General features: G+C 60.2%; 12 protein-coding genes. 6 read left to right on the top strand and 6 right to left on the bottom strand.

The window, feature by feature from the left end; translation table 11 throughout:
- The first annotated feature begins 42 nt into the window (after positions 1-42).
- Positions 43-954, top strand: coding sequence for a LysR family transcriptional regulator (locus DMY87_RS22010; RefSeq protein WP_110793779.1), 912 nt, complete (start codon positions 43-45; stop codon positions 952-954).
- 163 nt (positions 955-1,117) lie between these two features.
- Here DMY87_RS22010 and DMY87_RS22005 read toward each other — a convergent pair whose 3' ends face one another.
- The 6 genes from DMY87_RS22005 to mepA form a co-directional block, all read right to left on the bottom strand.
- The gene (locus tag DMY87_RS22005) at positions 1,118-1,753 is read right to left on the bottom strand and encodes a 2,3-bisphosphoglycerate-dependent phosphoglycerate mutase (RefSeq protein WP_110793778.1); all 636 of its coding nucleotides are present in this window, start codon (positions 1,751-1,753) and stop codon (positions 1,118-1,120) included.
- Positions 1,754-1,774: 21 nt separating this feature from the next.
- Entirely contained in the window at positions 1,775-2,599 is an 825-nt protein-coding gene (gene dapB, locus DMY87_RS22000; protein WP_425353523.1) for a 4-hydroxy-tetrahydrodipicolinate reductase, read from the bottom strand.
- A 2-nt stretch (positions 2,600-2,601) separates the two neighbouring features.
- On the bottom strand, positions 2,602-4,398 hold the full coding sequence (locus DMY87_RS21995) for an ABC transporter ATP-binding protein (RefSeq protein WP_110793777.1): 1,797 nt from the start codon (positions 4,396-4,398) through the stop codon (positions 2,602-2,604).
- Between the two features lie 98 nt (positions 4,399-4,496).
- Positions 4,497-5,540: a glucokinase gene (locus DMY87_RS21990; RefSeq protein WP_110793776.1), complete on the bottom strand. Its 1,044-nt coding sequence runs from the start codon at positions 5,538-5,540 to the stop codon at positions 4,497-4,499.
- Positions 5,541-5,567: 27 nt separating this feature from the next.
- Positions 5,568-5,948 (bottom strand): methylglyoxal synthase, encoded by a 381-nt coding sequence (locus DMY87_RS21985; RefSeq protein ID WP_110793775.1) that lies wholly within the window; start codon positions 5,946-5,948, stop codon positions 5,568-5,570.
- An 85-nt stretch (positions 5,949-6,033) separates the two neighbouring features.
- A complete protein-coding gene (gene mepA / locus DMY87_RS21980; RefSeq protein ID WP_110793774.1) occupies positions 6,034-7,095 on the bottom strand; it encodes a penicillin-insensitive murein endopeptidase in 1,062 nt (353 codons plus the stop codon).
- Positions 7,096-7,306: 211 nt separating this feature from the next.
- Here mepA and DMY87_RS21975 point away from each other — a divergent pair, with 211 nt between their 5' ends.
- The 5 genes from DMY87_RS21975 (at position 7,307) to DMY87_RS21955 (ending at position 14,130) form a co-directional block, all read left to right on the top strand.
- Complete coding sequence (locus DMY87_RS21975; protein WP_110793773.1) at positions 7,307-9,157, top strand: extracellular solute-binding protein; 1,851 nt, start codon at positions 7,307-7,309, stop codon at positions 9,155-9,157.
- A 133-nt stretch (positions 9,158-9,290) separates the two neighbouring features.
- Complete coding sequence (locus DMY87_RS21970) at positions 9,291-10,385, top strand: microcin C ABC transporter permease YejB (protein WP_110793772.1); 1,095 nt, start codon at positions 9,291-9,293, stop codon at positions 10,383-10,385.
- Entirely contained in the window at positions 10,385-11,521 is a 1,137-nt protein-coding gene (locus tag DMY87_RS21965) for an ABC transporter permease (protein ID WP_110793771.1), read from the top strand. The genes DMY87_RS21970 and DMY87_RS21965 overlap by 1 nt, the downstream gene beginning before the upstream one ends.
- Positions 11,518-13,155, top strand: coding sequence for an ABC transporter ATP-binding protein (locus DMY87_RS21960; protein ID WP_110793770.1), 1,638 nt, complete (start codon positions 11,518-11,520; stop codon positions 13,153-13,155). Before DMY87_RS21965 ends, DMY87_RS21960 begins: the two co-directional genes overlap by 4 nt.
- Before the next feature lie 12 nt (positions 13,156-13,167).
- The gene (locus tag DMY87_RS21955; protein WP_110793769.1) at positions 13,168-14,130 is read left to right on the top strand and encodes a 2-hydroxyacid dehydrogenase; all 963 of its coding nucleotides are present in this window, start codon (positions 13,168-13,170) and stop codon (positions 14,128-14,130) included.
- The last annotated feature ends 16 nt before the right edge of the window (positions 14,131-14,146 follow it).

Below are 14,146 nucleotides of genomic sequence, written 5' to 3'. Positions count from 1 at the left end.
CCAGAAATTCGAACAATAATCAAATTTTACCACGAGGTATCCATGGATCAGTTATCAGCCATGCGTGCATTCGTGAGAGTGGTGGAGACGGGCAGCTTCACGCGCGCCTCCACGGCCATGGGCACACCGAAGGCCACGGTCAGCAACCTCATTCAGAATCTCGAAGCACATCTTCAGACAAAACTGCTGAACAGGACCACACGCCGTGTGATGGTCACAACAGACGGCGCCCTCTACTACGAGAGAGCGGTTCAGATCGTTGCAGAAATCGACGAACTGGACGGCAGTCTTTCGCGTTCGCGCACCAACCCCGCCGGTCGTCTTCGTGTCGAGATGGCCGGCGCATTTGCGGATCTCCTTCTCATCCCGGCCCTGGCACAGTTTCACGCCCAGTACCCCGACATCCAGATCGATCTGGGCGTCGGGGACCGCACCGTGGACTACCTCGCGGAGAACGTCGACTGCGCCTTGCGGGCCGGGGTGCTTCGCGACCAGTCACTGATCGCCCGCAAAGTTGGCGAGATGGCCCTGATCGCTTGTGCGGCCCCTCGTTATCTTGAAGACTTCGGCATGCCCACTCATCCAAGGGAACTCGCCGACCGGCATCACTGCGTTAACTACTTCCTTGCAACGACCAACCGGACGATCCCATTCGATTTCATACGCGAGGGGGAGCGGATTGAGGTCAACACCCGCTACATCGTCTCGGTCAACGACGCCCGTACCTATCTCGCCGCAGCTTTGTCCGGACTCGGCGTTGCCCCACTTGCCCACTTCATGGCGATGGATGCTTTGAAACAGGGGCAGCTGGTTAGGGTCCTGCCTGAATGGCACATAGAACCGATACCCCTCTACATTGTCTATCCGCCGAACAGGCATCTCAGCAACAAGGTCCGGATCTTTGTCGATTGGATGGTTCAGCTTCTGGCAAGATCGCAACTGAAGCTCGACTGAGATGCTACCGCATGTCCGCTGGCGCCCTGATTTCCTGAGCAACATAAAGCGATAGCATGCAAAAATGGCCGGGAGAGGATTACCTCGGCCCGGCCACAGTTTAGCTGACTAAGTAGCTGTCAGCAAAGGCGCATGGCCTGTTGCCCAGGCGCAAGCAATGAACTCAATGGGCGGCAGACATGTCGCCGAGCACTTCCTTCGAAGCCACTGTCGAATCCGCGTTCAGCTTGTAGACCATGGGAACGCCGGTTGCGAGATTGACGCCGAGGATCTGCTCCTTGGTCAGCTTGTCCAGCACCATCACCAGCGACCGCAGCGAATTGCCGTGTGCGGCGACAAGCACCTTCTCGCCACGCAGCACGCGCGGCAGGATTTCGGTCAGGTAATAGGGCCACACGCGCGCGCCGGTGTCGCGCAGGCTTTCGCCACCCGGCGGCGGGATATCGTAGGAACGGCGCCAGATATGCACCTGTTCTTCGCCCCACTTGGCGCGGGCGTCATCCTTGTTGAGACCGGAGAGGTCACCATAGTCACGCTCGTTCAGCGCCTGGTCCTTGATCGTCTCAAGACCGGTCTGGCCGACGTTTTCCAGAATGATGTTGCAGGTTTTCTGCGCACGCGTGAGGACCGACGTGAAGGCCACGTCGAACTTCATGCCGTAGTCGGCCAGCGCCTTGCCGCCGGCATTGGCTTCCTGCACACCGAGCTCGGTGAGATCCGGATCACGCCAGCCGGTAAACAGGTTTTTCAGGTTCCAGTCGCTCTGGCCATGGCGCACGAGCACGAGGGTACCGGTCATCGACAATTCCTCTCTTGACGATCAGGGGGTGGAGTTGAGCCCGAGCACGTCGAGCATGGTGTAACGGCCGGGTTTCTTGTCGAACGCCCAGACGGCGGCCTTCAGGGCGCCGCGGGCAAACAGCGAACGGTCGCCGGCACTGTGAGAAAGTGTGATGATCTCACCTTCGCCCGCAAACAGCACGGAGTGTTCGCCGATCACGGAACCGCCACGCAGCGTTGCAAAACCGATCGAGCCCTCTTCGCGTGCACCGGTATGGCCGTCGCGTACCCGAACGGAGTGGCTGGTCAAATCGACGCCACGTCCCTCCGCTGCCGCCTGCCCCAGCAGGAGTGCCGTGCCGGAGGGTGCGTCGACCTTGTGCTTGTGGTGCATCTCCAGGACTTCGATGTCCCAGTCGGCGGCTTCGAGCGCTCGCGCAGCCTGCTTGATCAAGACAGACAAAAGGTTCACGCCGAGGCTCATATTGCCGGATTTCACCACACGTGCATGACGCGCCGCCGCATCGATCTTGTCTTCGTGCTCCGGCAGGCAACCCGTCGTTCCGATGACGTGCACGATCCGTGCCTGTGCTGCGAGTGCGGCAAATTCCACGGTTGAGGCCGGCGAGGTAAAGTCGATAACACCATCGGCATGCAGGAAAGCGGCAAGTGGATCGTCGGTGATGGCAACGCCCAGAGTGCCCGCCCCCGCAAGGTCGCCGGCATCCTTGCCCAGCGCTGCTGAACCCGCACGCTCGACGGCAGCATGAAGCACCACGCCCGGCGTCTGGCTGATCAGATTGATGAGTGTACGCCCCATGCGCCCGGCGGCACCGACGACGACGAGCTTGATTGGGGCATTCATGATCATAGGTCCTGCAAGGTGTCGCGACCGCTGGGAACGGCCTGGAGATTGTTCAGGCGAGCGTAAAGTCCGCTTGGCCGCTGTGCAAGGCTCTCATGTGTGCCTTCTTCGACCACTTGGCCGGCCTGCATCACAATGATCTTGTCGGCCTTGATAACGGTCGAAAGCCGATGCGCGATGACGATCACAGTGCGCCCGACCATGGCCGCTTCCAGCGCCTGCTGGACGGCAGCTTCCGATTCCGTATCGAGAGCCGAGGTTGCCTCGTCGAGAAGCAGAATCGGTGCATTCCGAACCAGGGCACGCGCGATCGACAGCCGCTGCCGCTGACCGCCGGAGAGCGTCAGCCCGTTCTCGCCAACCGGCGTGTCATAACCCATCGGTTGCGACAGGATGAAGTCGTGCGCGTTCGCAAGCCTTGCCGCATCCTCGATCTCGCTATCTGTCGCGTCCGGACGGCCGTAGCGGATATTGTCGCGGATCGTACCTTCGAAGAGGTAGGGCTGTTGTGAGACATAAGCCAAATGGTGGCGCAGCGAGGATTTGGTGACATCGGCAATGTTCTGCCCGTCGATCAGGATCTCGCCGTCGGCCGGATCGTAAAAGCGCGGGACGAGTGTGATGACGGTTGATTTGCCGGCCCCGGAAGGCCCGACAAGCGCCGTGGTCTTTCCACCTTCGGCAACGAAGCTGAGGTTGCGCAGAACCGGTCCGCTGCCGGTGTAGGCAAAGTTGACGTTGCGGAACTCGATCTTGGCCTCGCGAACAACCAGCTCGCCAGCACCTGCTTTGTCGCGCTGATGCGTCTGCATGTCGAGGATCTCGTAGATCATCTTGGCGTTGACTGCGGCGCGTTCCATCTGCACCTGCAGCTTGGCCAGTCGCTTAGCCGGCTCATAAGCCAGGAGGAGAGCGGTAATGAACGAGAAGAATGCGCCTGGCAGCACGCCGCCATAGATGGCCTGGAAGGCCGCATATGCCATGACGCCGGCAACGGAGAGGCCGGCCAGCGATTCCGTCAGCGGCCCATTGCGCTCGCTGAGGCGGGCGATCCGGTTTGAGCGTCGCTCGGCCGCATCGATTGTCGACTGGATCTTTTCCTCGAGCTGCGCCTCCATCGTGAAGGCCTTGACGATGGAAATACCCTGCACGGTCTCCTGCATGGCGCCAAGCACATGCGAGTTCAGGATAACAGCTTCGCGTGTGGCGCTGCGCAACCGCTTGGACAGATAGCGCAGTCCGAAGAGCAGGGGCGGCGCTACCGTGAACACGATAAGTGAAAGCACCACATCCTGGACGAACATCACCCCGATCAGCGACACCAGTGTCACCAGATCGCGGGCAAGGGATGTCACGGTCAGATTGAGCACGTCGCGAACGCCGTTGATGTTCTGGTTGATCTGGGCGGAAAGACGCGCAGAGCGGGCTTCATTGAAGTAGCCGACAGACAGTGTCATCAAATGCGCAAACAGGCGCCGCTGATAGCTCGCAACGATGTTGTTGCCGATTTTGGCGAGCGTGACGGCCTGGCCGTAACCGGCAAAGCCGCGAATGACGAAGGCGGCAAAGATGGAGCCGCAGATGCTCCAGATCAGGTCAGCACGACGGTTGGCAAAGGCCTCGTTGATGACCGATTCCATGATCCACGCCGTAAAGGCGGTTGTCATGGCCACGGTCAGAAGGCAGGCGATGGCAAAGGCATAGGCGCCCAAATGCTCACGGCCATTTTCTGCCACGACACGGCGCAAGACGGCAGTGATGCTGTCATTGTCCAGCGTTTCGTTGGAAGTGCCTGTCAAGAGAGGTGTCCTGTGCTGTTGCTCCGGGCAAAGCCCTTATAGGGCCGCCGCTCTATAGCCAGTTGCAGCACATTTGACCATAGTGCCCGCAGAGCAGCCTATCGGCGCCAGTGCCGGCCCTCGGTCGCCAGTCCGAAATCGGACGGAGCCCTCGCAAATGCCGCCAGCCCATGTAGGGCCGCCTGCGGATGTGTCACCACGAAGGTCGGGATTGCGTGCAGCAGGCCCTGATGTGGCGCCTTGTCCTCGAAGGCCGCACGAAATTCGCCGCTCTGAAGTGCGGGCAGGATTTTCGGCGAGATGCCCCCGGCAAGGAAGACTCCGCCCTTTGCCATGAAAATCAGGGCCAGATCGCCCGCAACGCGGCCCAGATAGGTGGCAAACAGGCTGAGTGCCTCGCCAGCCAGCGCATCAGCGCCGGATATTCCGGCCGCAGAGACTTCCGCCGGCTCTTCATAGCGCGGCGTGCGATTTCCCTCGGCCTTGCACAAGGCCCGATAGATGTTCATGAGCCCACGGCCCGAAAGCAGTTCTTCGGCCGAAATCCGCCCGAGCGCAACATTCGGATCATGGACCGGCGTCAGATGGGGCCAAATGGCGTAGTCGCGTTCCGTGCGAGGCCCGACATCGACATGTCCGCCTTCGCCTGGCACCGGAAACCAGGTGTCTCGTGCCCGCACCAGCCCCGCGACACCAAGCCCCGTTCCTGGCCCCAGCACGACGCGCGAGCCGAGAGGCGCCTCGCTCAGAGAGCCGAGCGGCTGCCGGTCGGCTTCACCTAGCGTCGCTGCCGCGAGCGCTTGTGCCTCGAAATCGTTCAGCAGCAGCACTTCGTCAAAACCCAGTTCCGCCATCAGTACCTTCGGCCTGACCACCCACGGGCAGTTGGTCAAAGGCACCTCGTCACCCTTGATCGGACCAGCCAGCGCGAGGATCAGCGACCGCGGCTTATGGCTTGTCTCGGCGAGCACGCAGGTCCGGATCGCCTCGTCGATCGTGGCGAAATCCTTGTTGACGACATTCGGAAAACCAATCGCGTCGCCGCTGTCATCGAGCAGGATCGAAAACCGGGCATTCGTGCCGCCGATGTCGCCGACCAGGATCGGAAAGGGAAGGGTGTCGTCGCGCTGTGTCTTGGCCATGGTCTGTCCGGTCTTGGCCCCCGCTGCTCAGGCAGCCAGGGTCTGCATCAGGATGTCGGCGGTCGCGAGATTGAGCGCCATCGGGATGTCGTAAACGGTCGCGAGCCGCATCAGTGCCTTCACATCCACATCATGCGGCATCGGAGTCAAGGGGTCGACGAGGAACACCAGCATGTCGACCTCGCCGGTGGCGATGAGGGCGCCGATCTGCTGGTCTCCACCGAGGGGACCGCTTTTCAGGCGGGTCACATTGAGGTCGGGCGCGGCCTCCTGGATGCGGCCGCCCGTGGTTCCGGTCGCCACGATCCGCCATTGCAGAAGCTTCGACCGATGGCGGCGGGCAAACTCCGCCATATCGTCTTTTTTCTGGTCGTGGGCGATCAGGGCGATGCAAGGGGTGCTGGTCATGACGGGATCGGCAGCTCTTTTAAATCGATTTGATACCCTCTACCGCAGTGGCCTTCGCTTGAAAAGCCACCCGGTAACTTGCAGTTCAGAGCCCGCTCGGACGTGCGGGCGGAACGGGAACCTCCGCCGGAAGCTCGAAAGGTGTCGCAATAGCCTGGGCAGGGGCGACAAAGGCCGATGCAGAGGTGGCCGGCATGGCGCCGCCCCTCGGCTGGTAGGTGGCCTCCAACTCGCTGCCGGGTCCCTTAGCATGCAGGATCGCGCTACAGGCCTTGGGCAGATCGTCAAGCTGCGTTGCCCGCGGTTTCGGTGCGGGCTTGGCGTTCGGATCCTTCTTCGGCGCTGCCCAGGGCTCCTTCGTGAACCACCACGCCAGCGACTGGTCGCAGCCATCGCCTGGCGCAACGGGCGCTTGCGGTTTGCAGCCCGATGCCCCTTCCGGGCAGCGTATGCGGATATGGAAATGCTCGTCGTGACCGTAAATGGGCCGGATCTTCCCGAGAACCGCACGATCGCCAGTCCATGTTTCGCAGAGCTTCTTCTTGATCGCGGGATTGACGAAGACCCGTTCCACCTGCGGATAGCTCGCGGCCTTCACAACCACCTGGGCATGCACATTCGTCCAGCGACGCTTGTCCACCGTCAGGAACTTGCTCTTGTCGAGCATTGAGGTGAACGGCATGTCCTCACGCTGGCTTGCCGTCAGCGGCTGCGCCGGTTTCGGCGTAAACCAGATATCGGCATCGAGCCCGACCTGGTGGGAGGCGTGGCCCGACAGCATCGGTCCGCCGCGCGGCTGCGAGATATCGCCAATCAGGATGCCGGATCCCCAGCCCAACTGGGCGGCATCCTGGGAAAACCGCTCCAAGAGCGCAATCATCTGCGGATGTCCCCAGCGCCTGTTTCGCGACAGCCGCATGGCCTGCCATGTGGGGCCATCTGTCGGAATGGCCACGGCCCCCGCAATACAGCCCTTGGCATAGGAGCCATAGGGGGAGGGCGCCGCCCGCGTCGGCAATGTTACCCCGCCGAACAATTCCTTGGCCGGCGTGTCCTGAGCCTGAACGACATCAACGGCGGAAGCGGATATGGCTCCCAGAAACATCAGGGCTGCGGCAAGCAAGCGGCCGGCTTTGGACGATGACATCAACGATATTTCCTAGCGGTTTGACGATCCGGCTGCCCGGATGAATCACGTGAGCGATGGTACCGTGAAACAGGATTCTGGTGAAACTGCGAACGCAGCCAATTTCAAATCCTCATTTTCAAATCCCCCGTTTCAAATCTATGTCACCATGCCTGTATTTCTGAGGCATTTGTCCTATTCTCCTGCCAACCAAATGAACGGGGAATTGGGCATGGCTTTGAAGTGGCGATTTCTGAACTGGCTGATGGTCGCGGGCATTGCGGTAAGCACAGCAAGTGCTGTCGCCCAAGAGCCGGCAGCTCCGTTCCGGCATGCCCTGTCAATTGTGGGTGGCATCAAGTATCCGCCCGGATTTGCCCGTTTCGACTACGTAAACCCTACGGCGCCCAAAGCCGGAGACATCAATCTCTCCGCATCCGGCACCTTCGACAGTTTCAACCCCGTTCTCGACAAAGGTGAACTTGCGGCCGGATTGTCCCCCCGATTGTCACTGGTGACCGAAACACTGTTGAAGCCATCCATGGATGAGGTGGATGCCGTCTATGGCCTGCTTGCCGAGGCGGTGTCTTACCCACCGGATTACGCCTCCGCTACGTTCCGTCTGCGGGCAGAAGCAAAATGGGCCGACGGCATGCCCGTGACCCCGGAAGACGTGATCTTCAGTTTCGAAAAGTTCAAGGACCTCAATCCGCTCTACACGACCTACTACGCGCATGTGCTGAAGGCAGAGAAGACCGGCGAGCGTGAGGTGACATTCACCTTCGACGAGAAAAACAATCGTGAACTGCCGATCATTGTCGGGGAATTGGATATCGTTCCCAAGCACTGGTGGACGGCCAATGGGCCAGACGGAAAACCACGCGACATTTCGCGAACCACGCTCGAGCCAATCATGGGGTCCGGGCCATACCGCATCGCCTCATTCACCCCGGGCTCCAAGGTTGTCTATGAATTGCGAGATGACTACTGGGGCAAAAACCTGAACGTCAACATTGGCTACAACAATTTCAGAACGCAGACCTATACCTACTTCGCGGATCTGGATGTCGAGTTCGAGGCTTTCCGCTCTGGAGCGATCGACTATTGGGCCGAAAACTCCGCGATGCGCTGGGCGCGGTCTTATGATTTTCCCGCCGTCACAGACGGCCGTGTGAAACGGCAGGTGCTTGACAACGAGTACAAGACATCAGGTGTGCTCGTCGGCTTCATCCCCAATATGCGCCGCGAGATGTTCAAGGATGCCCGCGTCCGCAAGGCACTGAATTATGCGTTCGATTTCGAAGAGCTGAACAGGACGATTTTCTTCGATCAATACAAACGGATAGACAGCTACTTCTACGGCTCGGAGCTGGCATCGCAGGGCGTGCCCGAGGGCAAGGAGCTCCACATATTGAAGTCGCTGGGCCCCGATGTCGCGCCGGAAGTTTTGACACGGCCATACACGAACCCCGTCGGAGGCGACGGCACCAAACTGCGCGAGAACCTCAGAGCTGCGCTCGCTCTTCTCAAGGAGGCCGGTTACGAACTGCGCGGCGGAAAGATGACCTTCGCTGCCACGGGAAAACCGCTGCAGTTCGAAATTCTGCTGAATGGGCCGACCATCGAGCGCGTCGCTCTCCCTTTCGCGGACAATCTCAAGAAGATCGGCATACAGGTCTCCGTCAGGACGGTGGATTCCGCCCAATATACCAATCGCGTCCGCAGCTTCGACTACGACATGATCTATCTTGGATGGGCGCAGAGCCTCAATCCTGGCAACGAACAGCGGGACTATTGGGGTTCGCGGTCGGTCAATCAGCAGGGGTCACGCAACTATGCCGGCATTTCCGACCCCGCAATCGACAAGCTGATCGACCAGATCATTTTTGCCAAGGATCGTGAGACCCTGATCCCCACGGTCAAGGCCCTGGATCGGCTGTTGCTGGCGGGCAGCTATACAGTGCCGAGCTATACCCTTCGTTCGTCGCGGATCGCCTATTGGGACAAGTTCGAGCATGCCGAATTGCCGACATATGGGATCGGCTTTCCATCCATCTGGTGGTCAAAGCAGGTGCAAAACTAATCGAGGGGACTTCTGTCGAGAAGCCGGTTATTTAGGAAACGATAGGCGAATCGCTTTGCAGGAGGGCCGACGGATTGGCTGACGGACAGGAACAGTGGTTTGAACGCGGCGATGCGTCCGCGATGGGCGTTCCATGACCGCATATATCTTCCGCCGGCTTCTGCTGATGATCCCGACAATCATCGGCATCATGGGCATCTCGTTTATCGTCATCCAGTTTGCGCCCGGCGGTCCGGTTGAGCAGGTCATTGCTCAGCTGAGCGGCCAGGGAGACAGCGCCGATGCGCGGCTGTCCGGTGGCGGAGACATGCTGAACCAGCAGGTCGGCACGGAGGAAGGCGGCTCGCGCTATCGTGGCGCCCAGGGTCTCGATCCGGAGCTGATCGCCAAGCTCGAGAAGCAGTTCGGTTTCGACAAACCGCCGCTTGAACGCTTCGTCGAGATGATGTGGAACTACATCCGCTTCGATTTCGGCGAGAGTTTTTTCCGCAACACCTCGGTGATCGATCTGATCATTGAGAAGATGCCGGTCTCCATCTCATTGGGCGTATGGGTTCTCCTGATCTCCTATGCCATCTCCATCCCCCTCGGCATCAAGAAGGCAGTGTCAGACGGCTCGCGCTTCGATATCTGGACCTCCGGTGTCATCGTCATCGGTTATGCCGTGCCGGGCTTCCTCTTCGGCATCCTTCTCATCGTTCTTTTCGCCGGCGGCTCTTTCTTCGACTGGTTTCCACTCCGGGGTCTCACATCAGACAATTTCGCGGAATTGTCATGGTGGCAGAAGATTTTGGACTACTTCTGGCACCTGACCCTTCCGCTGACCGCGCTCCTGCTGTCGGCCTTTGCCACCACGACACTGCTCACGAAGAATTCCTTCATCGACGAAATCAAGAAGCAATATGTCGTGACCGCCCGCGCCAAGGGCCTGGCCGAGCGCCAGGTTCTCTACGGCCACGTCTTCCGCAACGCCATGCTGATCGTGATCGCCGGTCTGCCGGGCGCGTTCATCTCCGCCTTCTTCACCGGGTCGCTCTTGATCGAGAACATCTTCTCGCTCGATGGTCTCGGCCGCCTGGGCTATCTCGCCGTCGTCAACCGTGATTACCCGATCGTGTTTGCAACGCTGTACATCTTCTCCTTGATGGGGCTTGTCGTCGGTCTGATTTCCGACCTGATCTACACTTGGATCGATCCGCGCATCGATTTCGACAGGAGGGATGTCTGATGTCCGCTGTCGAAACGACGGCCGTCGTTCCGCCGAAGAAGACCTGGCTCACGCCCACCAGCCGCCGTCGCCTCGAAAACTTCAAGGCGAACCGTCGCGGATACTGGTCCTTCTGGATCTTCATGGTCCTGTTCGTGCTCAGCATGTTCGCCGAGTTCATCGCCAATGACAGGCCGATCATCGCCTCCTACAAGGGCGAGATCCTCTTCCCCGTGGTCGTCGATTACCCGGAAGAAAAGTTTGGCGGCTTCCTTGCGGTAACCGACTATCGCTCTCCCTTCATCGCCGATGAGATCAACGCCAATGGCTGGATGATCTGGCCGCCGATCCGCTATTCTTATCGCACGGTCAATTCCGAGGTTCCGCACTCGGCCCCGACCGCGCCCTTCTGGTTGATGGACAAGGAAGAGCGCTGCGCCGCTTATCCGCTGAAGGCGGAGGATTCGAACTGCGTGCTCGGAAACATGAACTGGCTTGGCACCGATGACCAGGCCCGCGACGTCATGGCGCGCATGATCTACGGTTTCCGTATTTCGATCCTCTTTGGCCTCGCGCTTACGCTTGCTTCAGCCGCGATCGGGGTCACGGCCGGTGCCGTGCAGGGCTATTTCGGCGGCTGGACCGACCTCCTGATGCAGCGCTTCATAGAGATCTGGTCGTCCATGCCGGTGCTCTACATTTTGCTCATCATCGCGGCGATCCTGCCGCCCGGCTTCTTTGTCCTGCTGGGCATCATGTTGCTGTTCTCCTGGGTTGGCTTCGTCGGGATCGTTCGCGCCGAATTCCTCCGTGCCCGCAATTTTGAATACGTCAATGCCGCCCGTGCGCTTGGCGTCGGCAATGGCACGATCATGTTCCGCCATCTGCTGCCGAACGCCATGGTGGCCACCTTGACCTTCCTGCCCTTTATCCTCTCAGGCTCGATCACGACGCTCACCTCGCTCGATTTCCTCGGCTTCGGCATGCCGCCAGGTTCCCCTTCGCTCGGCGAACTGATCGCGCAAGGCAAACGCAACCTGCAGGCCCCCTGGCTCGGGCTGACGGCCTTCTTCACCATGTCGATCATGCTCTCGTTGCTGATCTTCGTCGGCGAAGCTGTTCGTGACGCGTTCGACCCGAGGAAGACATTCCGATGAACGATGAGATGAAGCCTCTCCTGTCCGTGCGCGATCTGTCCGTCGCTTTCCACCAGGGCGGTCGCGAGAGCCTGGCGGTCGATCGGGTCTCATTCGATATCAAACGCGGTGAGATCGTCGCGCTGGTTGGCGAATCTGGTTCCGGCAAGTCGGTGTCGGCAGCATCGATCTTGAAACTGCTGCCTTATCCCTCCGCCAGCCATCCCTCGGGCGAAATCCTGTTCGATGGCCGCGACCTGATGACGGCCAACGAAGCGGATCTGCGTGCGGTACGCGGCAACGACATCACCATGATCTTCCAGGAGCCGATGACCTCGCTCAACCCGCTGCATACGATTGAGAGGCAGGTCAGCGAAATTCTCGGTCTGCATCAGGGGCTGACAGGAGCAGTCGCCCGCGCCCGCGTACTGGAACTTCTGCATCAGGTCGGAATTCGTGAACCGGAAAAGCGCCTTTCTGCCTTTCCGCATGAGCTTTCGGGCGGTCAACGCCAGCGCGTGATGATTGCCATGGCGCTCGCCAATCGTCCCAAGCTCCTGATCGCCGACGAGCCGACGACGGCCCTCGACGTCACCGTCCAGGCCCAGATCCTGGAACTCCTCGGACGCCTCAAGTCCGAGCACGGCATGTCCATGCTCTTCATCACCCATGATCTCGGCATCGTCCGCAAATTTGCCGATCGCGTCTGTGTAATGACCAAGGGCAAGATCGTCGAGGCGGGTCCCGTCGAAGAGATCTTCGAGCGGCCGCAGCATGCCTATACGAAGAAGTTGCTCGCTTCCGAGCCGCGCGGCGAACCGCCAACGCTGGACGAGACAAAGCCCGTCGTCATGCAGGGCGAAGATATCCGGGTCTGGTTCCCAATCAAGGCCGGCTTCCTGCGTCGTACCGTCGACCATGTGAAGGCCGTTGATGGCGTCGATCTGACGCTCAGGGCCGGCCAGACGCTTGGTGTCGTCGGTGAATCCGGCTCCGGCAAGACCACGCTCGGTCTCGCCCTCTCGCGGCTGATCTCGTCGAAAGGCCGCATCAGCTTCATCGGCAAGGATATCCACGCCTTCTCCTATCGCGAGATGCGGCCTCTGCGCGATCGCTTGCAGATCGTTTTCCAGGATCCTTTTGGCTCCCTCAGTCCCCGCATGTCGGTGGGTGAAATCATCGCCGAGGGCCTCAAGGTTCACGAACGGCACCTGTCATCGGAGGAGCGTGACAGTCGCGTCGTTTGGGCGCTCGAAGAGGTCGGACTCGATCCCGCCACCCGCTGGCGCTATCCGCACGAATTCTCCGGTGGCCAGCGCCAGCGCATTGCGATCGCCCGCGCCATGGTGCTGAAGCCACGATTTGTGATGCTCGATGAGCCGACCTCCGCACTCGACATGACCGTTCAGGCCCAGGTCGTTGACCTCCTGCGTGACCTTCAGGCGAAGCATGATCTGGCCTATCTCTTCATCAGCCACGATCTGAAAGTGGTAAAAGCACTCGCCAACGAACTGATCGTCATGCGCGGCGGCAAGGTGGTCGAAAAGGGCCCTGCCGCAGAAGTCTTCGCCGCCCCCAAGGCCGATTACACGCGCGCCCTGATGGCCGCCGCCTTCAATCTGGAAGCCGTCGAGGCCGGCGGCATCCGTCAGTAACGGAAGACAGACATGACAGAGAAAAGCCCCATCATCATCGATCTCCGGTTTGACCGTGACAGCGTCCTGCGCGCTTTGCCTGAAGCATTTCCTGGTCGTCCCGTGATCGACATGGGTGATCCCGAAAATCGCAGCCGGGATTTGTCGCAGGCGGCCTATGCCGTAGTCTGGAAGCCCGATCCGGATCTGTTCAGGCGTGCGAGCGGTCTGAAGGCGATCTTTTCCGGTGGCGCCGGCGTTGACCACATTCTTTCAAACTATCAACTGCCGGATCTGCCGATTGTTCGGTTTGTCGATCGCAGCCTGACGGACCGCATGAGCGAATGGGTGGTTTGGCAATGCCTGTACCACCTCCGCAACGGATCGATCTATACGGAGCAGCAGCGCTCTCGCATCTGGCGCGAAATCGCCGAGCAGCCCGAGGCCCGCGATGTAACAGTGGGAATTATGGGTCTCGGCGTCCTCGGTGCCGATGCTGCGGCAAAACTGAAAGTCATGGGCTTCCAGGTCATCGGATGGTCCCGCAGCAAAAAGCATATTGCTGGCGTGGAGACATTCGACGCTTCCGGTCTGGAAGCGTTTCTCGCACAGACCGATATCCTCGTCGGCCTCTTGCCGCTGACGGAGGATACACGGGGAATCTATGACAGGGCTCTGTTTTCCAAGCTGTCGCGCACCGGGGTGCTGGGTGGCCCCATATTTCTCAACGCCGGGCGCGGCGGAAGCCAGAAGGAAGAGGAGCTTGCCGCCTGCCTCGCCGACGGCACACTGAAGGCGGCGTCGCTCGATGTCTTCGTGAAGGAGCCACTGGACCGCAACAGCCCGCTCTGGGCCATGCCCAATGTGCTGATGACGCCTCACGCGGCCGCTTCATCAGACGTTCGAGCTCTCTTTCGCCATGTCGAGGAACAGATAGGCAGGCTGGAACGCGGAGAGCCCCTGCAGTTCGTCGTTGACAGGACTTCTGGATACTGACGGGCCTGATCCGTCG

The sequence above is a fragment of the Peteryoungia wuzhouensis genome (genome assembly GCF_003205195.1).
Taxonomy (GTDB): domain Bacteria; phylum Pseudomonadota; class Alphaproteobacteria; order Rhizobiales; family Rhizobiaceae; genus Allorhizobium; species Allorhizobium wuzhouense.
Note: the sequence above shows the minus strand (reverse complement) of the source record. Positions and strands in the feature narration are given on the sequence as shown.